Origin of the sequence: Clostridium sp. AF19-22AC (genome assembly GCF_003479085.1) — a bacterium.
Taxonomy (GTDB): Bacteria; Bacillota; Clostridia; order Lachnospirales; family Lachnospiraceae; genus Faecalicatena_A; species Faecalicatena_A orotica.
Genome location: NZ_QUGN01000003.1, coordinates 1 through 21,431, shown reverse-complemented (window position 1 = coordinate 21,431; position 21,431 = coordinate 1). Strand labels below are relative to the sequence as shown.

The following is a 21,431-nucleotide window of genomic DNA, read 5'->3' as shown; positions in this document are numbered from 1 at the left end:
ATTAAATTGAAAATAAAAAAGGTTACAGTTTTAGGCGCTAACGGAACTATGGGGAGTAATGCATCAGCCATATTTGCATCGTTTGGAAATGCAACAGTGTATATGGTTGCTAGAAACAAAGAAAAAGCACTGCAGGCTGTAGCACGTGTTGTAAAAGCGGTAAAATGTGAAAGTATAAAGAGAAATTTAATACCTTCAGATTATTCATCTTTAGAAGAGTGCATTGAAAACTCAGATCTGGTTTTTGAAAGTGTTTCTGAGGATTTTGAGATCAAGAAAGATGTTCTCAGAAAGGTTTCTTTATATTTAAAACCTGGAGCAATATGTTGTACAGGAACATCGGGACTATCAATTACAGAATTGGCAAAGGAATTGAGAGAAGAACAGAGGGGAGCATTTTTCGGAATGCATATGTTTAATCCCCCATATGTTATGGTCCTCTGTGAAATGATAAAAACAGAATATTCAAATGAAAGAGTTTTCGAAAAAGTTAAAGAGTATGCAAAAACAACATTAAGAAGACAGGTGGTTGATGTTAAAGATAAACCTGGCTTTTTAGGAAATAGAATTGGTTTTCAATTTATTAACCAAGCAATTCAATATGCTGAAATGTATAAAGAGGCCGGTGGGATAGATTATATAGACAGCATTTTAGGAAAATGTACAGGACGAACGATGGCTCCTATTATGACAGCTGATTTTGTGGGGTTAGATGTTCATAAAGCGATTGTAGATTATTTGTATATGAATACTCATGATTTTGCTAATAAAACATTTCAGCTTCCTAATTATGTAGAAGGGTTAATTCAGCAAGGAAGACTTGGAAAGAAGGTAGATGAAGGATTTTATAAAACTATTATAGGACCCGGCGGAAGTCGAATTAAGTATGTTTATGACATACAAACATCAGAATATAGACCAGTTAATAGTTATGATTTTCAATTTACAAAAAAGATGCGACAGTGTATTGTAGAAAGCAATTATCGGAAGGCATATGATATATTAATCAATTCAGAAGATTTTGAGCCCAGACTTTGCGTTAAATTTTTATTAACTTATGTACTATATGCAATAACAGCGGGGATAGAAGCTTGCGACATACCAGAAGCAATAGATCATGTTATGGTGACCGGATTTGGTTGGTGTCCTCCTTATGGAATTGTTGAAGCACTCGGGGGAAAAAGTGTATTTGAAGAGCTAATTAAAGAAAGAATAGATCCAGAAATGAAAGGTGTCATAGACTGGAAAATGATTTTGGATAGAGTGGATAAATCATCATATGATTTTCGGCGATATATTAAAGCGTGAAAAGGGGAATAGAAATTTATGAATAAGGTCTATGTTTTAGGTGGTGCACAAACTGATTTTGAACGGAACTGGACAAAAGAAGGAAAAAATGTCATAGGGTTGTTAAGAGAAGTGTTAACGGATGGATTTCAGGATGTAGGTTTGGATTTTGATGAAATCAGGAGACTAAATAAAAAAAATAAAGTTGCATGTTTTGTTGGAAATTTTATCGCAGAAAAGTATATTGAGCAGGGGCATTTAGGAAGTTTGCTTACAGAAGTAGATGAAGCATTCTATGGAGTGCCCTCTGCAAGATATGAAGCTGCGTGTGCATCAGGATCTGTAGCATTGGATGCTGGGATTACGAAAATAAAAACAGGAGAATATGATCTTGCAGTTGTGGTGGGATGGGAATTGATGAAAACTGTCGATGCTAAAGTAGGTGGCGACTTTCTTGGAAGGGCGGCATATTATGAAAAGGAGGCAAAAGGCATTGAATTTCCGTTTCCTAAATTATTTGGAAAGTTAGCCGATTCAACACTGGAAAAGTATCCAATAGATGAAAAGAGGTATTTGAATGCGTTGGCTATGATTTCCTGTAAAAATTATAGTAATGCTAAGAATAATCAAAATGCTCAAACCAGAAAATGGTATATGGATTACGAACAAGCTGCCAATAGGGGGACTGAAACGAACCCTTATATTGGGGGGAAGTTGGCAATATCCGATTGTTCTCAGGTAACAGATGGTGCAGCAGTGGTTCTTCTTGCGTCTGAAAAATATATGAAAAAATTAGGCGCTAAAGCCCCAATAATAAAAGGATACGGACACCGAGTAGCGCCGTTGCAGTTTACAGATAAAATTGCAGAAAGTCGAGAAAATTTATATATTTTGCCCTGGACAAGACAAACTGTGGAAGATTGTTATAGAAGAGCACATTTGACTGTAGATGATATAGATATTTTTGAAACACACGATTGCTTTACATCAAGTGAATATGCAGCTATCTCTTCTTTTGGCATTACAGCCCCAGGAGAGGAGTATAGGGCGGTAGAGGAAGGTTGGATTATGCACGATGGAAGGAAACCAATAAATCCAAGTGGTGGATTGATTGGAGGTGGCCATCCTGTAGGTGCTACAGGTGTAAGAATGTTTTTAGACATATATAAACAGGTAGCACAGAGGGCAGGAGAATACCAAATTTTGAATGCCCAAAATGCCTTAATGCTGAATTTGGGAGGAAGTGCAACAACAAATTATGCATTTCTGGTAGGTAATGATTCAGGTTTGTAAGCAATAGTAGATAATATAATAATGACTAATATCAATTTGGCCTCACTTATTCAAACGTGAGGCTTTTTTTATTACTTTGGTTGTTGTATAATAATTAAACAAGCACAAATATATGCATATAGAATAGTAAAGCTAAATAACGACTAGGGGCGGACCGGTTTCCAGTCTTAAAGTGTCACAAGGAAGTTTGACCAATTATTATATTGTCCCAAAGTCTTTTAATCTTTTATTCTGTGGTTTGTATTTTTGAATGCTTAGCTATTACAATTATGTATATAAGAAATATCAGGGCTAGTATAATCATGCATATGGTATAGAAAATAGATATTCCCATTACACCATGTGTTCCTGCGATTTTTTTACCTGCAAGAAAGAAGCAAATGCTGACGATAAGATATCCCCAAATCAAATACTTTTGATATCTAGTTATCGTGATTACCATAGTAAAGAAGTTGATTAAGGCCAGTGCACCACCTCCCAGAAGTAATATAATCAGTTCTATTTTATAAGAGGATAAATCAACACCATATAATAGGGAAAGAACAGGGATTCCCAACAAATATCCTCCTGCCAGAGCAAGAAGAGTCAGGATAGCAATGATTATTGTTTGACGCAGTATGGCACTCCAGAATTCACTTATTTTTTTTTCATTCCAAGTGACTGCAAGCCGGTTTATCATAGGCTGATATATGAAGGTACTGAGCAGACTGATAACAAAAACCGGCATGAAAATATAATTAAATTGTGCCTGTTCATAACTTGACAAGACAATGTCAATTGAATATTTAGGGGCATTTCCTACATAGGCCATCAAAAAGGTAGATATGAAAAGTGGAAAACAGTCTAGCAATAATTCTTTTACATGTGTTCGGTCAGGTTTCTTTTTCATATATACAAAATTTTTCATGACTGAACCGTTCATTAATACAAATAGTATGATGGACGTTAGCAAGCAAAATGCAGATGTTATGATTAGATTATGAGTAAAATAATAAAGTATCATGTATTCAATAATATAAATAAGAAAACGAAGAGTGAGAATTTTGCCGCCGATATCAAGTCTGCCATGTTGTTGAAATAATCCATGAAAGACATCTTCCAGAGCGTCAACTGCCCGCACAGTGCAGATTAAAAGTACCACTGTTGATTTCTCCATATTGTAGGACCCGTTCAGATAAAGACCTCCTATGTAAATGAGTGATACAAACATCATTAAGATAGTAGAAAATATTCTTAATATAAAATATTCGCTAAAGCTGAATTGTTCTTTAATATCTGAAGCCTGATATTGGCGTACACCAAAACGCCCAACCATGATGAGAAGGTTGGCTAAGGCATATGCAATAACAAAAGTACCGGCATCGTTAATATTATCAATGCGAGATATAACCATTAAGATTATTACGGTTTGAAAAGCATTCAGTACTGCTGAAGCAGAATTCCAGATAAAAACGGACCGTTCCTTATTTTTTACTGTAGTCAGAAAATTTTTTATGATAAACACCCCTTTAAGAAATTTTATATTCAGTCTGTATGTTACAGATAATTGTTGAAAAAGTCAAGGAAAGTTTCATAAAATGATGCGAAGGAGAAAGTTTATGAGGAAGAAAAAAATACCCGGAATGTTTGTGTTACTATTGGTAAGAAATGAAGCGTTCTATAATAATACATTTTTAAGTAAAGAAATTTTGACAAAGAGGCTGTCCGATATGGTGACTGTGGTATTTGAAGGGAGCGTAATTAGAAAAGGGTATTCGAAGAGGGAACGCTGCGGATAACAAAGGAAGAATAGAAATCAAGCTGATGGAAGTTATTCAGTATATGATTTCGATTCACAGTTATGAACAATTTGAAGGGCAGTCTAATTATTAAATAAGTATAAGTGAGGAGAAGTAAATGAAGAAGATGAAGAAGAAACTGTTGGCTTTAGTACTATGCATGTTATTTGCAGTTCAACCAATTTTAACGGTAGAAGCCGAAGTTCCTGCACTGGGGAATGAAGAGATAGGAACAAAGGAAGATACTATTGATACTACAGAAGTTAAGGAAGAAAATGAAGAGAATTTTGAGCCGGAGAATGAATCTGAGGTTAAGGATGATCAAGATACCGTGCCTACAGAGGGAGAAAAGAAAGAAAAAACAGTTTTGGAAGAACCTGAAACAGGAAATGTATTGAACGAAGAGGAGATTCCAGAAAGAAGTGGATTATCAGAAGATACAGAAAAACCTGTATTATATCCTGATACATTAACGATTGATAATGTAGAAGCCAACGTTGGAGATATTATTAACTTTGGTGTAAAAGTTGAGGATAATGTAGGTCTAGACAGGGTTATAATTGAGTGGAAGAATTTGGATAACAATAGCTTTATCACATGGAAGACAATGACATATAACATGGTAACAGAAAAGTATGAATATTCTCTTAAAATAGAGGAATCTATGACTGCAGGTCATTGGATCATAGACTCTGTTGGTGCTTATGACATATCTGGTAATTATAAGTTTTTGAGCTATGGTATAGATAATAAATATGGGGGGACCTGGGATTTTTATATTAAAAATGACAGCATTGATTCTGAGTCACCGTCAATTGAGAAATCATCTATTAGAATTAGTAAGCATGAAGCCAAGGTCGGAGACGATATTGTTATAAGTGTAAAGGCATACGATAATATAGGGATTACAAGAATTAATGTAGATATATGTAAAAGTGAGGAAATCATAGGTAAACAGTATAATATGACATATAATGAAGATACAGGTTTTTACGAATATACGTTCAAGCCGGATCAAACAAATGTGGGGCGATACTATATAGGATCTGTATATGCCTATGATGCAGCAGGGAATAGTAGCAGTGTGAAGTTTAGTAAATATGACGTAGACGCTATATGGATAATAATAACAGATGAAGAATTCGATTATGATTGTGAAGTTATAAATTTGCAAGGTGTTTCTGGCGATAATATAGAATATTCGTATTCGTATAACAAATATGATAATGTACGTATGAGGATATTTGATGATTCTGTAGTTGGTTATATCCAACAGAGAATTAGCATCAGTAATACAACCAAGGAAGTAGATGGCGTTTTTATTCCTTATAAATCTGGAAAAACAACGGTAGAAGTTTATAGCATAAATTCTAATGAAATACTAAAAGTTTATACTATAGAAGTAGTTCCTAAAAAGTATTCGACGTGTATAGACAAAAGTGTTTCAGGGAAGTTTTTGTCATCTGTCAAACAGACATATTCGGTGATGTACAATAATGAAAAATTGGATTCGGTGGTTAAACTTTTGAGTTATTCAGAATCTACGGTCGGTACATCAACAATCAGAGAATGTGAATATGGATACGAATTGAAATTTGGGGAAATTGGAAACAGACGTGTTAGTATTATAGGAGATGCAGATAAAAAAGAGATTGTGGTGGATATTCAAACTTTGGAACATGATTTTTCGGAGGAGTGGACAATTGATAAAGAAACGTCCTGTGACAAAACGGGAAGTAAATCACATCATTGTTTAAGATGTGATGAAAAAAAAGATATTACAGAAATTCCTAAAATAGCACATGATTACGCCAAAGAATGGACAGTTGATAAAAATCCAACATGTATAGAAAAAGGGAGTAAGTCACATCATTGTGCCATTTGTGGAGAAAAAGGGGACATACAAGAGATAGAGGCATTAGGTCATGACTATACTGATTGGACTTTAATCCAATTACCTACATATGAATCTGATGGTTTAGAAATCCGAACATGCAGCAGATGTGACAGCAGAGAAGAAAGGAAGGTCCCAAAGCTTGAGATTATTATTCCGGAAACACCTAAGGTGCAAATAGAATCCTTGGACAGTAATAATATAAAGCTTTGGTGGAAAAAAGTCTCCGGAGATGTATGGTATGAGATCTATAGAGCAAATGTCATTTCGGGAGAGTATGAACTACTATTTAATGTTTCAAATAGCGAAGAAGTAATTACGTGCACGTTGGGGGCTAATACGGGTATTCCCTATTATTATAAAGTAAGGGCAGCAAATTATCAAAATGGAAATTTGATACATGGGAAATTCTCAAATATAGTTGAGGGTAAAGCTGAGCTTTCAATTTTGTCAGGTCTAACAGCGAAACCAGCAGGTGTGAATAAAGTAAGTTTATCATGGGATAGTGTGCCAGAGGCGAAGGGGTATTTGATATATGCACAGAAGGATGGAAAATACGGTTACTGTGGAATGACTACAAGAGGAACAACTTTTACAGACCTGAAAGCATTAGATACAGATTATAATTTTTATTGGGTATTTCCTTACGTGGAAGATGAAAATGGAAAAATGTATCCAGGAAAATGTGAAAAATATGTTTTTGCAAAAGGTGTAACTTTAGCTGTGACAGATTTGAAAGCAGTCAGCCAAAAGGGAAGCGTAAAATTAACGTGGACGGCATCCAAAGGAGCTGAGGGGTATCTCATTTATGGAAAAACAGAAACTGGAAATTATGGATATATAGGAATGACAACGCTAGGGACAACCTATACGGATAAAAAGGCATCTAATAAAGAGTATAATTTCTATTGGGTATATCCGTATCACAAAGATAAGAGCGGTAAGATGATTGTTGGTGGCACACCTAAATATGTGTATGGAAAGGCGAAGTAAGCCATATCAATAGTATGTTAACTAGGGGGAAAAATGAGGAAGAAAAAAAGTGGCAGAAGAGTTATGGCAGTATTTATATCAGTGGCTTTATGCCTGCAGACTATTTCAGTTAATGCTGCCGATTCAGAAAATCAGCATTTCGAAGAATATGCAGGAAGCTTGGCAGATGGAGAATCAGGAGGTTCGTCTGAGGAAAAAGCAACGGATAAAATTCCGAAAGTAGAAGATGATACTGATCGTGAGACAAATGAGCCTACAGGAGATTTGTATGAAGATGATAATCCTATAAGCGAAGACAGAATTGAAAATGAATTATCTGGTGCAGATGCGACAATTAGTGTAGAGGACAATAAAGATGCCAATGAAAAAGTGAAGGCTGAAGCATCTCAGATAATCAATGCACAAGATTTTATATATGAAATAAAAAATGGAATTGCAATCATCACAGGATATACAGGAATGGAGACTAAGGTTGTGATTCCGTCATCTGTTGATGGGTATGCAGTAGAAAAAATAGGAGAAAGCTCATTTAGCGGTAATACTGTTATTACAGAGGTAGTAATTCCGAATAGTGTAAGGGAGATAGAGAAAGAAGCATTTCAATATGCTACCTCTTTGAGTAAGGTAACCCTGTCCAAAGGACTGACCTATATGGGAACAGCAGCATTTGGCGGATGTACAAGCCTGACTCAGATAACGATCCCAAGGAGTGTGGAAGAGACAGCAAATGAATATAATTATACGGGCCCATTCGGAGGCAGCGGGATGAAAACTGTAGAGTTCGAGACAGGAACAGTGAGGATAGCAAAAAGCTTATTCAGAAACTGCGAAGCGCTGGAAAGAATAGAAATTCCGGAAGGAGTAAGAACGATAGACGAGGCAGCCTTTGAATTGTGCAAAGGCCTGAAAGAGATTAGTATACCAGAGGGAATAGAAACGATAGGAAAAAGTGCATTCGCAGGGTGCCAGAGTCTTGAGGAGCTGAGTCTGCCGGATAGTGTTAAAAAGATAGAACAAGAAGCATTTTGTAATGCTGTATCTTTGAATAGAGTAACTTTGTCGAGAGGACTGACCTATATGGGAACGGCAGCATTTGGCGGATGTACAAGTCTGACTCAGATAACGATCCCAAAGAGTCTTAAAGAGACAGCAAATGAGTATAATTATAGAGGACCATTTGGCGAAAGCGGTCTAAAAACCGTGTATTTTGAGTCAGGCACTAGCCGAATAGCGGCCAGTTTGTTCAGAAACTGCAAAGCACTGAGAAGCGTAGTAATCCCAGAGGGGGTGACTATCATAGACAGTGAGGCCTTTGCTTATTGTGGAGAACTTAGCGTAAAGATTCCAAATTCAGTGGTACAGATTACAGAAAATGCATTTTATCAAAGCAGTGGTATAACAATTCGTGCCTCAAAATATTCTAATGCGGCAGTTTATGCAATTGATAATGCTTTAATTCTACAGCTAACAGAAGATACCGATTATCCAGAAAACGGTATTTTGAATTATAAGGATTGTTATTATCAATGTATGACACAAACAAGTAGTAACTATGCAGAATATGAGGCTGTGTACGATGCCGTTGTGGAAGCCGTATCAGATATGTCTGTGCTAATAAAGCTGCCTTCCACAATGGATGTTGTTAATGGTACTGTGAAGATTGACGGTACTGTTACAGAAGACTATGAGTATGACGCTTCGACACATTTGTTTAAAATACCGGTCTCTGAAAAACAAGGTAAAATTGCATTTTCTGCTAATATTACAAGTAACGGAAATAATCTTTCATACGCCGTGTTAGAGTATAAGAAAGCGGGTAAAAACCGAACAGATACAATTGATATTATTTCAGCTGAACACAAGGATCTTACAGTTCAGACTGGAAATACAGTGGAAACTTCCCAGATCAATGTACATGGTATTGCGGGAGCAAAGCAGAAAGTTACACTTTCCATCGACGGCGGAGACAGTGTTGATGTCATAGCAAAAGCGGATGGAAATTATGCGGGAGTACTCCAGATTAAAAATCCTGTAAATTACAGAACCTATCAGGTAAATGCCTCTGTCACTGATGCCGAGGGTACAGTAATTACAGCAAATACAAGTGTACAGTATAAAGAAGATGCTGTAGAAGTTACAGAATTTAAACTGTTTTATAATAATCATAATGATGCAGAGATAGATCTTCTTAATACGTTTAGCCATAACGCAGTAACACAATTTAACCCTAATTATCAGTTTGTGTTTAATATTAAATTCAATAATCCTTCTAAACTTAAAGAAGTAAATGTAGTTAGTACAAGGAATGGACTTCAGAAACGTATGCCTGCTGTTTGGAATGAAAGCACTCAAAGTTTTATTGCCAGCGGTTGGTTCGATAAAGAAAATCATAATTACGTTCCGGGTAAGTTAAGTGTAGAATATTTTGAAAATAAAACTACGACTACAATGGAAAGTGAATTTGATTATAATAATTCGGATTTGAAAAGTGGTATTTCTAATCTGCTTCCATACAGCACTGTGACAGAAATTGATGCTTCCGAAATAGAAGGATCAGCGGGAGAAGATGATAAGTACGTTCCTTCCAGCCAGGTGGCCTACAGGATAGAGCTAGACAAAGATCTGGATAATACAACCCTGGCAGGAAACCCAACTATTAATGCCCTAACGGAGATATATAAGCAGGTCAAAGAATTAAAAGATGTAATGGAAGGTTATGATGTAATTGGCAGTTACGTGGCTGGTGAGACAGATAACAAGGAGGTATACCTTGCAACAAAGGGAAATTTCCTAGAGAATCTGGTTATATTTGTTCATGATGTATCTTCTAATGAAGTCGTTAAGCAGATTATTGAATTTGGTAAAGAATTAACATCGGGCTCAACTGTTAAATTTGATGATGTACTTATCGCAATGGATGGTGTATCAAAGATTACAGGGATTATTGCAGACCAGTACGAAATTACGCATGATTATGAAGACACAGAACGTAAGATAGACGAGCTAAGCGTGGATGCAACGACCAGACAGAAATTGCACAAACAGAATGAAGCATTGAAAAATGACCGATTGAAATATGTTGCGGTTATTGCAATAATGGGAATCCTTATGGGTTCGGCAACCGTTGCAACAGGGGGAGCAGCTATGACAGTGGCGCCGGTTATAATGAAAGGAATGCTTACAATTATGGGGTCCCTATCTGCATTTTTCTTTACATACAGAATGAATGGAATTATTTCAGGCGATACAGAAACAATGCTGCGTTGGGCGATTGATCCTTCGGGGTATGTTTACGAAGGGATAGCAGATAACCGATTGGAAGAGGTGAAGACGACACTATATTATCGGTCAGATAAAAACTGTCAGGTGACTCAATGGGATGCTTCGGAGTATAGTCAGAGTAACCCGCTGTATACAGATTCGGAGGGCAAGTATGCGTGGGACGTCCCAGAAGGGCAATGGCAGGTAAAATATGAAAAAGATGGATATGAGACGGCTTACAGCGAATGGCTGGATGTGCCCCCGCCGCAGACATCTGTGAATATAGGCATGGTATCAAAAACTCTTCCCATTATAGAATGGACGAAAGCGACAACGGCATATATTGAAATATCTTTTAATCAGTACATGAAGGCTTCTACTATTACAGGAGATAAGTTTGTAATTAAAGATGCAGGAGGTAGTACAATAGAATATGAGTTGTATGTGCCTTCAACATTTAAAGCGCCTGATGGGACTGCTATGGTAAAAAGCGTATTGATTTATGCCAAACAGACCATGAAACAGGGGGGAAAGTACCAGCTTCAGATGAAAGGCGGGGTTCAAAATTATGCGGGAAAAGTAGCAGTGAGCCAAACCAGTAATATTAATGTGGAAAAGCAGGTGAGTTTGAACTGCGATTCGAGTACAGTTTATATTGTCGCGGGGAAAGAAAAAGATGTGAAACTCAATGTAATGGATGAAACAGGAAAATGTACGATTTTGAAGTGTATATCTAATTCCGGAATGATACAGGTCCCAGAGCAAATCAATGTACAGAGCGCATCAGCATCCTTGAATATTAAAACCAATTGTGTAGGAGAAGGAATGATACAAATATCCGTTCCGAACTCAAGTGTTGTCTTAAAACTAAATGTAAAAGTAGTGTTGGAAGATAGTGGACAGGAGGAAAGCAAACCTGTTGAGAGTGACAGCATAGAAGATATATTGAAAATGCCTGTATTAGAGACAGGATTCCAGAGTCAGGCTAATACTGTTGCACTTTTGTGGTCTGAAGTAAGCGGGGCGATTCAATATGAAATTTACCGGTCACAGGACGAAGGAAAGAGTTATAAAAAGCTTAGCACGGTAAAAAATAAAAATTATATTGATCAGAGTATAGAGGCAGGCAAAATATATTATTATAAGGTGCGTGGGGTGTATGAAGACGGAGAATATACAGAATATTCAAATACTGTAAAATGTGAAGTGCCGGGGCCTGCAATAAACATACCAGATCCGGTTACCAATCTGCAGGTCCAACCGGCAGGAAAAAATAAAACAAAATTAACTTGGTCAAAAACTGAAAACGCAGATGGTTATTTGATTTACGCGCAAAAAAGTGGTAAATACGGGTACTGCGGTATGACAACTAATATGGCTGCTGCTGTTTCTTATACGGATATTAAAGCATTAGACAGTGATTATAATTTTTACTGGGTGTTCCCTTATGTTAAGGATAGTACCGGAAAAATGCATCCGGGCGGCTGTAAAAAATATGTTTTTGCAAAAGGAACGACTCTAGCTGTCACAAATCTGAAGGCTGTCAGCCAGACAGGCAGTGTCAAACTTACTTGGTCAACGTCTGCAGGAGCAGAAGGATATCTTGTATATGGTAAAACAGCTTCAGGAAAATATGGTTATATCGGTATGACAACAATGGGGACGAGTTATACGGATAAAAAAGCGTCTAAAAAAGAATTCAAATTTTATTGGGTATTTCCTTATCACAAAGATTCAACGGGGAAAATGATTGTGGGAGGAACTCCTAAATATGTTTACGGAAAGGCCAGGTAAATAAGAAGAAAGGGGTATCGTTATGTAGTGAAATTCACCATGTAATTATACCCTCTTTTTATTAGATAAAATATAGATATACTGATACAATTTTTAAGATATATTGTAAATAATGGGGCTTGCGGTAGACTATGATGAAAGAATCTTGTACGTCATGTGGGAGTATTACTCTTGCGGAAAAACTGATCAGGAAATTGGCGAAGATATTAAAGAATTTATTGATATTCAGGAACTTATAAAGTCTGACAATGCGGAGTCTAAGGCTATATGGATCTTGGTAGACGGGAAGAACTGTCTAATACAGGGAGTGCAAAGTACATTTTGTTTGGTGAGGATATTAAATATTTAAAAAGAGGAATAAAGGTTGCAAAACAGAGCTGGCATAAATCTGGGATTTATTTTGGTTTGCAGATACCTGATGTTAAAAGTAAGTTGATAGTGCCTTACATTTATATCATAGTTGATGGAAACTATCATATTCCGTGGTACCCATCAAAGGCAGATGCATGGGAAGATGATAGGAGATTTTTTTACCTCAGAAAAGGTTTCTATTATGTAAACCTAAGCTGGTGGAACAATTGCCTGCCCGGACTGGACGGGTTTACAAAATGGATCGTCCAGTACAGCAGCATCTTCAGATAGGGGACTTTTTTTATCTGTCCAAGTATTATATAATAGGGGTAATAAAATAAAAGGAGTGAAGCGTGTATGAAGGCGGGAAAAAGATTATTGGCATTGCTGATTTGTGGGGCATTAGTTGGTGGAAATGTTCTGCCAGTATATGCAGAAAAAGGCAAGGAAAACGAAAGTATAATCAATGAAGTAGATTCTACGGAAGAAATTGAACAATCAGAGGTAGAGGTCTTAGGCGAGCAACCAATAATAAATTCGGAACCGACAGAGGAAGAGAAAAGTGAGGCGAAAGAAGACGTTACTAGTGAAGACGAACAAGAAACAGAACAGTTTGAACAGGATAATACCAGAGTAACAGGAGAAAGTTGGCTGTGGCCAGTAAAGGATTGTATGACTATCAGTAGCGGATATGGCTATAGAACACATCCAACATCAGGTCAATGGAAATTACATGCTGGGATTGATATACCTGCTCAAACAGGAACTCCTATTAGAGCAACACAAAGTGGATATCTGGTAGTAAAGGGGTACAATCAATATAGAGGAAACTGGAGTGTAATTGATCATCAGAATGGAACTTATTCAGATTATCAGCATATGTCCTCTTATGCAATTTCGTCGAATCAATGGGTGAATCAAGGTGATATCATTGGTTATGTAGGAAGTTCAGGTGATGTAACAGGAGCACATTTACACTTTGAAATAAGGACAGGAGCTGTAAATCAGGCAGGTAATTATGACAGTCTTACTCCTGTTAATACTAATAAAGATTCTATAAATTATGTTTACGACATAGTTCAATTACCTGATATTACTGATCAAACACCTATTGCTACCGTAGATTCTGCTGGAATGATGTCAACTAGATTTAACGCAGTAAACAATGTTCACCATTATGACATTGTCTTATTCGGAACGAATAACGTGGAAATTGCATATATCAATATAGGGACAAATACTGGTGGCATGATGCAGTTACCAAGAAAAGGGTTATACTATGTACGTATTTATGCCTATAGTTCATCGGGAGACCGTACGATTTCTAAGTCAGCAGAGGTGGTTTGGAGTGGGGAGAATATAAATATTGGCAAAGAAATTGTGACTGGAATAAAAAGCAAAAATGGGAATTATCTATTTACGGAAAGTTCAGATGGTTTTCTCAAAAAAGGAACTTTTAATGGAAATACAAAGGATTTAAATAAGTATTTGTTTAAGATAGTAAGGTTAAATGATAATAATGAGTATGCTATCTATAATAAATTAAACAATAAAGCTTTAACAGTAGGGAGTGGAGGATTACAAAATTCTACTGGACTTCTATTTAAAACGTATACAGGAGATTGTTTACAAAAATTCGTGTTCAAGGATATGGGCGATAAAACAGGCTATATTATATCTCCAGTTGGCTCAAACTATATCCTAGATGCAGGCGCTGTAGAAACAAATAACATGTATATTTACATTTATACAAGTTATGAAAATAATAATCAATATTTCTTACTTGAACAATTAATAGCAACCCCATCACCGGTTGCTAATTTAAAGGCAGTTTCTGCCGGAAAAAATAAAGTTAAACTTACATGGGACCTATCTATTGGTGCAGAGGGTTATTTAATTTATGCTCAAAAAAATGGCAAATATGCATATTGTGGGATGGTCACAAAAGGGATAATGTATACAGATATAAAAGCATTAGATTCAGATTATAATTTCTATTGGGTATTTCCATATGTACAAGACAGTACAGGAAAAATGCACCCGGGCCGTTGTACCAAATATGTATTTGCAAAAGGGGTAACAGCAGCAGTAACAAACTTGAAAGTAGCAAGCCAAACAGATGGCATTAAATTAACTTGGACAGCATCAGTAGGGGCGGAAGGGTACCTCGTATACGGCAAGACTTCAGTTGGAAAATATGGATATATTGGAATGACAACTAAAGGAACATCATATGTGGATAAGAAGGCATCAAAGAAAGAGTATAATTTTTATTGGGTATATCCATATCACAAAGATAAAAGTGGTAAGATGATCGTTGGGGGCACGCCTAAATACGTATATGGAAAAGTGAGATAAAATGAAATAATAATTATAGTCTGGGTCCATATAGCATTCTGGGCTCTGAGAGGCAGGAATGGAACCAATATATATAGTAAGGAGATTAGTTCATATCATATTAAATAAAAGATCTAAAAATGATAAACTTACGCTAATGGAAACAAATCCAAATTTCGGAGAATAGGATTGTAGATACTATGTTTTAAAAAGAGAATATATTCAGCAAATGTAGTTAATATTATTAAGGAGGGGATGATCATGCAAATAAGAACGAAAATAAGAAGAATGGGAATTATTTTGTTGAATTCAACACTAATATTGGGGGCGGTTTCTAATGCTATGGCGGCGGAGCAGGATGAGAGCCAGATAGGAACAGGGTGGATTATGGAGCGACAGGAGGCCGCTCAAAAAAAAGAATTACAAGAAGAAACTCAGACTGCGGAACAACAGGAAAAAATACAGACTGAGGAACCGAAGGAAGGGGAACAAAATATTTCTGAAAATGCCAAAGAAGAGAATGGTTCTAATATGGGCGAGGATATAGAGGAAGGTGAAGCGGAGAAAAAGGGGGAGGTAACGACGGCTTCCTATTCAGGATTTGTTACTATTAATGGACAGCTTTATTACTATGATCCAACCACCGGTGAACGGTTGAAAGGTCTTCAAGTTATAAATAAAAATACATATTATTTTCAAAAATCAGGTGCAGCAGCGTCAGGAAGGCAGACGATTAATGGTCTGGCCTACTATTTTGATCCCGTCACCTATAAACAGGTAACAGGAATTGTGGAGGTGGAGTATCCGACTGTTAAGAGAAAACATTATTTTCTTGCAGAAGGCGGACTTGCGTCTGGATGGCTAGAGGAGAATGAAAAGAAATATTATTTTTCGTCTCCTGAAACGGGTGCTATAATGTTGACTGGTGTGCAGCAAATTGACGGAAAAACATACTATTTTGACACTTCTACAGGCGAAGCAAAAGAAGGGATTTGCGAAGACAGTAAAGGCAGGAAATACTATTATACTCTGGAAGGTCGAATAAAAACGGGACTTCAGATTTGGGATGGAAATTTATATTATTGCAAAGCTACCCAATCGGGTGCTGTGCAATATGGATTTCAATCAGTAGACGATGTACTCTACTTTTTTGAAGAAACTTCAGGTGCGGCATGGAAAGACACATCATTTACTTATGGTCATATTAATTTTACTATAAATGAAAAAGGAAATGTAGTGGGGATTGCCGCAGAAGGTGGCTATGAAAATAATATGCGTGTAAGGCTGATTATGAATGGTCTGAGCAGATTGGGAGAAAGCGATGTGTTCTGTGGGGCATTTACAAAAGAGGTATGTCAGGAGTCGGGACTCAGTCAAGTTCAGGGTGCATCTTATGAGCAGGCGCAGGATATTGTAAACGGAAAATATGGTACTCTTATAAAAGAATCTGAGTTACGTATGGGTGATATGATTTTCTGGAGATGGGATAACTGCAGTGATTCGAATTGCGGGCATTGGGAGGAAATCCACCATGTTGGATTTTACATGGGAAAGGGGAGTGTTCTGGAGGCGGCATCTACGGATGGTACTGTATCGGACGGGGGAACAGTACAGGTAGATAGTCTGCGTTCTTACAGTGGTTTTGAAATTACATATTGTGCACGGGTTGCTGAAGATACAAGCGATGACTTTTTGGATTCAAATTTACAGCATACGACGTTGGGAAAATCAAAGAATGTCAAAGCTGTATCTTCGGGGAAAAATAAGGTCACCTTGACGTGGGACTCTGTTAAAGATGCTGAGGGGTATCTTATATATGCCCAGAAGGCAGGCAAATATGGGTATTGTGGTATGACAACTACAGGAACGCGATATGCAGATACCAAGGCGTTAGACATGGAGTACAATTTTTATTGGGTATTTCCTTATGTGAAAGATGCATCCGGGAAGATGCATCCTTCAGGTACTGAAAAATATGTATTTGCCAAAGGAATTTGTCCGGCAGTAACAAATTTAAAAGCTTCATCTCAAACGGGCGGAGTTAAATTGAGTTGGACAAAATCAAATGGAGCAGAAGGCTATCTTGTATATGGGAAAACTGCTACGGGAGTCTATGGATATAGAGGGATGACAACATTAGGAACAACTTTTGTTGATAAAAAAGCCTCCAAAACAGAATATAATTTTTACTGGGTATATCCATATCATAAGAATGCTTCAGGTAAGATGATTGTTGGGGGGACTCCAAAATATGTTTATGGGAAAGCAAAGTAAATAAGCTAATTATTTAAAATGTCTTATGAAATAAGGTATGAAGGTTTCATAATACGTAGGCGAAAATGGATTTGGAAATCCTTTAATATAGCTCAAAAAAGGGGGTGCACTTGTACTAATCGGCACCCCCCTATCCTTCTTCTAAATTGTCTTGTCTACAGACTTTGTTTTTAAAATTTATTGGAAAAGCAATTTACACTAATAAGTCTATAGAGCTATTTTTTCACTGCATTTGCTCTTTCAAGTATAATATATTGCCCATTTTCCAGAGTAACATATCTAGAGCCGCTATCAATTATTTCGTTTTTTATTATATCACTTATATAGGATCCCTCCGATCCATTTATAGCGTGTCCTCTTATCTCATAATATCCATTATATGATCCGGGGGTTATTGTGATGAGATAGCGTCCGGGACTGAGATCTCTTCCAACCAGATACATTCCTGAACCATATTTTCCAGAGTTTCCTGTGTACTTCGGTGCTACTGCTAGAGGTACAGTTTTTCCACGTTCAACTTTATAATATTCTCCTGCATGTAGTGTGACATACCTGTTCCCACTAAAAAAATCATTTTCTATTATATTATACAGGCTATTATCTGAGGGATATGAGCTACAGATAGCAATATAGCAGGAGTTGCCCGTCACGACATAATTACCAGCCGGAATATTTTCTCCTACATGGTAGATACCTTCACTATATTCTCTTTGCCCTTGAAAAATAGCTTTTGCATATACATAATTACCTACTTTTCCTATAATACGTCGTTCTCCATCGTTAAAGTACGCATATACACGGTAAAAGTTAAATTCTTCAGTTGAAGCTGTTGTATCCTGCATAGTATTATTGCTGGTTATATAGCGGTATTTAAAACCGGAATTACCTACCTGCCTATAAATAATATATCCATCAGCATCCCACACCCAATCCCATGAAAGATTGACATAACCGTTCTTTCCAACTGCACGTAATTGTATTACAGCGTCAAGCTGGCCTCTTGCATAGACATATTCTTTAGATGGACCCAAGACCATTTTCCCTGATTTGTCGGTAAAGTATGGATAAACTCTATAAAAGTTATAATCTTTATTGGAAGCAGTAGTATCCTTAAATCCTGTACCGGACACTATATATCTATATTCCATTTTCCAAGTTCCAATTTGACGATAAATGATGTATCCTTCTGCTCCGGCCACCTTAGACCAGCTTAGAGTAACAGTATTACTATCAGTACCTTTTGCCTTTAAATTTCCGACCGCCGGCAAAGTAGCCTTGGAGTAAACATATGTTGTGGATTTCCCAACAACTCTGTTCCCGTTGTTATCCATTTTATAAGGATAGACACGATAGAAATTATATTCATCTGCTGACGCACTTAAATCAGTAAAATCAGTTTTAGATACAATATATAAATACTTAAAACTCCCTTTCCCCAACTGCCTGTAGATGATATACCCATCTGCTTCAGGTGAGACATTCCACTTTAAATATACATATTTTCCTGAGTTTTGTGCTTTTAATCCGGTGACTGGTGCCGGAGGATTGATAGTATTAACTGCTTTACTATTCTCCTGTCCTGAATTTTCTGTATTTTCACCCTGCTCTGTGGCTTCTGCATTTACAATCTCATCGAGATTCTTAGATTCTTCTATATTATTATGAGAGTCTTGTTTTTCTTCCGGTACTTCAGAATCTACCACGGGTACATCTTCGGCCTCCATCCCGGAATCTTCCGCTTGCTTTTCCTCCAACCGTGATGCTTCCTCGGTCCCTCCTTTCTCGTTCACAGAAATAGATAGTGTACTAGGATCTTTTGTTTCAAAAACTGTCTTAGCTGCATCAGGTGTTTGAGTATCTTCTGCCAGTACAGGTATCACATTACAGCTGATCATTAGAATACACATAACTAAGGCTATTTTTCTTTTCATAAGTCCCTCATCCTTTCTTAGTATCCCTTATGCAAAAATATTTATTTTTGTAATTCTAAACTTATAATATAATGATAGCATCAGGAAAGGAATACATCAAATACATTTTAACAATTAATTTAAATCATTTATTTATTAATCGTCAGAATGCCGTATTTATCCTTTAAAATATTAGATGCTGAAATAAAGTAATTATATTTTACAAGATAACAACCACAAGACAAAAATTGTCGGAAAGATATATATGCCCAGAAAATTAGTATAGGTATAAATACACAAGATACGATTTATACGGAACAGGCAGCGCTAGATTCAGCATATATGGAAAGGCTGAGTGATTAGGAAAAAGGCGCTATCGCGTGGACTTTTTCCTAACCTGACTCTGGAATAAAAGTGGTTACTTTTGTGTGAATACTTACTATATGCTTTTACTAAGGTAAAGCTTTTATTGTTTAATTTATTATTATATAATAGATGAAGAATATAAAAAGGAGTGGATTTATGAAAACGAGGATAAAATTATTAACATTATTGCTCTGTGGGCTGTTAATAACAAGTGTTGTATCGGTTAATGCAGAAGAAAGTTACAAGGCTGGTTCTATTGAAAATGATGTTGGAACATCTTTTAGCATAGATGATCCTCAAAAAGAGAATTTACAAGAGAATGAGGCACATGATAAGGAAGAGAGTGATAAAACAAGAAAAAGGAATTTCCAGGAGAACAGCTGGAGATATCAAAACGGGGAGAAGATTTCTAAACCTAATGGCGTTGCTAGAAATTATGATACCAAGGCATGGACTAAGGTTAATGGTTATTATGTAAACGATATAGGTGAGCGTATCCCCGGAGCAGTTAAAAAAGGCATTGATGTGAGTGAACATCAAGGTATTATTGACTGGAATGGGGTTAAGTCATCGGGAATTGAATTTGCTATTATACGCTGTGGGTATGGGGATGATAAGCCAGAATGGGATGAGGGCATGAATCAGGATGATAACTACTGGGAGCGAAACGTAAATGAATGTGAACGTTTAGGAATTCCTTATGGGGTTTATCTTTATTCTTATGCTCAAACTGTGGAACAGGCAAAGAGTGAAGCACAGCATGTGCTGCGTCTGATAAATGGCCGAACGTTGTCCTACCCCGTCTTTTTAGATATGGAAGACAATTCAACTATTAATCTGGACAAGACATTAAAAGGAAATATAGCGAAAGTATTTTGTGAAACGGTATCTGCTTCTGGATACTCTGTTGGTATTTATGCAAATCTTGATTGGTGGGATAATTATTTAACAGATTCAGCTTTTAGCAATAATTCATGGTTCAAATGGGTAGCACAGTATAATTCAACCTGTGATTACCAAGGTACTTATAATATGTGGCAGTGCACTGATACAGGACAAGTGGAGGGGATTTCAGGAGGTACTGATATTAATTTCTGGATGGAAGAAAAGGTGACTCCGCCGTCTGCAGTTAAGGATCTTAAAGCTGTATCGTTAGGAAAACAAAGGGTCAGTTTGAGTTGGAGTGCGTCTGTTGGCGCAGAGGGATATTTGATATATGCCCAGAAAAATGGTAAGTATGGTTATGTTGGTATGACTACAAAAGGTACTACGTATACAGATACTAAAGCTTTGGATACAGCATATAATTTTTATTGGGTATTTCCTTATGTGAAAAATACTGCTGGTAAAATGATACCAGGCAGCTGCACGAAGTATGTATATGCAAAGGGTGTTTGTCATGCGGTTACCAATCTTAGGGCAGCATCTGTTAAAGGCGGTGTACGTTTAACATGGAACATATCTTCAGGAGCAGAAGGCTATTTAGTATACGGGCAGAGAACGGGTGGAAAATATGGGTATATTGGCATGACAACCAGAGGCACTACATATACAGATATGAAAGCTTTGAAAGAACAGTTTAATTTTTACTGGGTATATCCATATCATAAAGATGACAAAGGAAAAATGATTGTGGGAGGAACCCCTAAGTATACATATGGAAAAGCATTATAAGTATAGGTAATTGTTAAATGATTTTAGCGTTGAGCGTGGATAACTTTCCGCTATATAAGGAGATAAAAACAGGTCCGTATTCAGAATTGTTTCTGAATTGACGTAGATCATCAGATTTTTGGCGTATTTTAATAAGCCCAAACAAAAAATATGACAATTGAATATTTTTCAGGCAACCAAGGGTTTCAGGCTTCGAATGTATTGTGGACAATTCATTGC

Annotated in this window: 11 protein-coding genes; 9 read left to right on the top strand and 2 right to left on the bottom strand. The window is 36.8% G+C overall.

Going from position 1 to position 21,431, the window contains the following annotated elements; translation table 11 throughout:
• Positions 1–6: 6 nt before the first annotated feature.
• Both DWX43_RS04070 and DWX43_RS04065 read left to right on the top strand, forming a co-directional pair.
• The gene (locus DWX43_RS04070) at positions 7–1,308 is read left to right on the top strand and encodes a 3-hydroxyacyl-CoA dehydrogenase family protein (RefSeq protein WP_118618956.1); all 1,302 of its coding nucleotides are present in this window, start codon (positions 7–9) and stop codon (positions 1,306–1,308) included.
• An 18-nt stretch (positions 1,309–1,326) separates the two neighbouring features.
• Positions 1,327–2,580, top strand: coding sequence for an acetyl-CoA acetyltransferase (locus tag DWX43_RS04065; protein WP_118618954.1), 1,254 nt, complete (start codon positions 1,327–1,329; stop codon positions 2,578–2,580).
• A gap of 226 nt (positions 2,581–2,806) precedes the next feature.
• Here the strand turns inward: DWX43_RS04065 and DWX43_RS04060 are convergent, their stop codons facing one another.
• Positions 2,807–4,084, bottom strand: coding sequence for a lipopolysaccharide biosynthesis protein (locus tag DWX43_RS04060; RefSeq protein WP_243099246.1), 1,278 nt, complete (start codon positions 4,082–4,084; stop codon positions 2,807–2,809).
• A 94-nt stretch (positions 4,085–4,178) separates the two neighbouring features.
• Here DWX43_RS04060 and DWX43_RS04055 point away from each other — a divergent pair, with 94 nt between their 5' ends.
• From DWX43_RS04055 to DWX43_RS04030, 6 genes are all read left to right on the top strand, one after another.
• The gene (locus DWX43_RS04055; RefSeq protein ID WP_118618952.1) at positions 4,179–4,358 is read left to right on the top strand and encodes a hypothetical protein; all 180 of its coding nucleotides are present in this window, start codon (positions 4,179–4,181) and stop codon (positions 4,356–4,358) included.
• Between the two features lie 118 nt (positions 4,359–4,476).
• Positions 4,477–7,245 (top strand): hypothetical protein, encoded by a 2,769-nt coding sequence (locus DWX43_RS26890; RefSeq protein ID WP_182440616.1) that lies wholly within the window; start codon positions 4,477–4,479, stop codon positions 7,243–7,245.
• 33 nt (positions 7,246–7,278) lie between these two features.
• On the top strand, positions 7,279–12,300 hold the full coding sequence (locus DWX43_RS04045) for a leucine-rich repeat protein (protein WP_118618950.1): 5,022 nt from the start codon (positions 7,279–7,281) through the stop codon (positions 12,298–12,300).
• Between the two features lie 321 nt (positions 12,301–12,621).
• Positions 12,622–12,942, top strand: coding sequence for an MW1434 family type I TA system toxin (locus tag DWX43_RS04040; RefSeq protein ID WP_182440615.1), 321 nt, complete (start codon positions 12,622–12,624; stop codon positions 12,940–12,942).
• Between the two features lie 66 nt (positions 12,943–13,008).
• Positions 13,009–15,009: a peptidoglycan DD-metalloendopeptidase family protein gene (locus DWX43_RS04035; RefSeq protein WP_118618946.1), complete on the top strand. Its 2,001-nt coding sequence runs from the start codon at positions 13,009–13,011 to the stop codon at positions 15,007–15,009.
• Between the two features lie 240 nt (positions 15,010–15,249).
• Positions 15,250–17,262, top strand: a complete 2,013-nt coding sequence (locus DWX43_RS04030) for an NlpC/P60 family protein (protein ID WP_182440614.1) — start codon at positions 15,250–15,252, stop codon at positions 17,260–17,262.
• Positions 17,263–17,477: 215 nt separating this feature from the next.
• Here the strand turns inward: DWX43_RS04030 and DWX43_RS04025 are convergent, their stop codons facing one another.
• Positions 17,478–19,193: a fibronectin type III domain-containing protein gene (locus DWX43_RS04025; protein WP_118618942.1), complete on the bottom strand. Its 1,716-nt coding sequence runs from the start codon at positions 19,191–19,193 to the stop codon at positions 17,478–17,480.
• Positions 19,194–19,694: 501 nt separating this feature from the next.
• Between DWX43_RS04025 and DWX43_RS04020 the strand changes: the two genes are divergently transcribed.
• Positions 19,695–21,212: a glycoside hydrolase family 25 protein gene (locus tag DWX43_RS04020; RefSeq protein WP_182440613.1), complete on the top strand. Its 1,518-nt coding sequence runs from the start codon at positions 19,695–19,697 to the stop codon at positions 21,210–21,212.
• Positions 21,213–21,431: the final 219 nt, after the last annotated feature.

Bases quoted from the DNA above. Each gene is read 5' to 3' on its own strand.
- DWX43_RS04035 (WP_118618946.1), top strand. From the start codon at position 13,009: ATGAAGGCGGGAAAAAGATTATTGGCATTGCTGATTTGTGGGGCATTA.
- DWX43_RS04045 (WP_118618950.1), top strand. From the start codon at position 7,279: ATGAGGAAGAAAAAAAGTGGCAGAAGAGTTATGGCAGTATTTATATCA.
- DWX43_RS04020 (WP_182440613.1), top strand. From the start codon at position 19,695: ATGAAAACGAGGATAAAATTATTAACATTATTGCTCTGTGGGCTGTTA.
- DWX43_RS04030 (WP_182440614.1), top strand. From the start codon at position 15,250: ATGCAAATAAGAACGAAAATAAGAAGAATGGGAATTATTTTGTTGAAT.
- DWX43_RS04025 (WP_118618942.1), bottom strand. From the start codon at position 19,193: ATGAAAAGAAAAATAGCCTTAGTTATGTGTATTCTAATGATCAGCTGT.
- DWX43_RS04065 (WP_118618954.1), top strand. From the start codon at position 1,327: ATGAATAAGGTCTATGTTTTAGGTGGTGCACAAACTGATTTTGAACGG.
- DWX43_RS04055 (WP_118618952.1), top strand. From the start codon at position 4,179: ATGAGGAAGAAAAAAATACCCGGAATGTTTGTGTTACTATTGGTAAGA.
- DWX43_RS26890 (WP_182440616.1), top strand. From the start codon at position 4,477: ATGAAGAAGATGAAGAAGAAACTGTTGGCTTTAGTACTATGCATGTTA.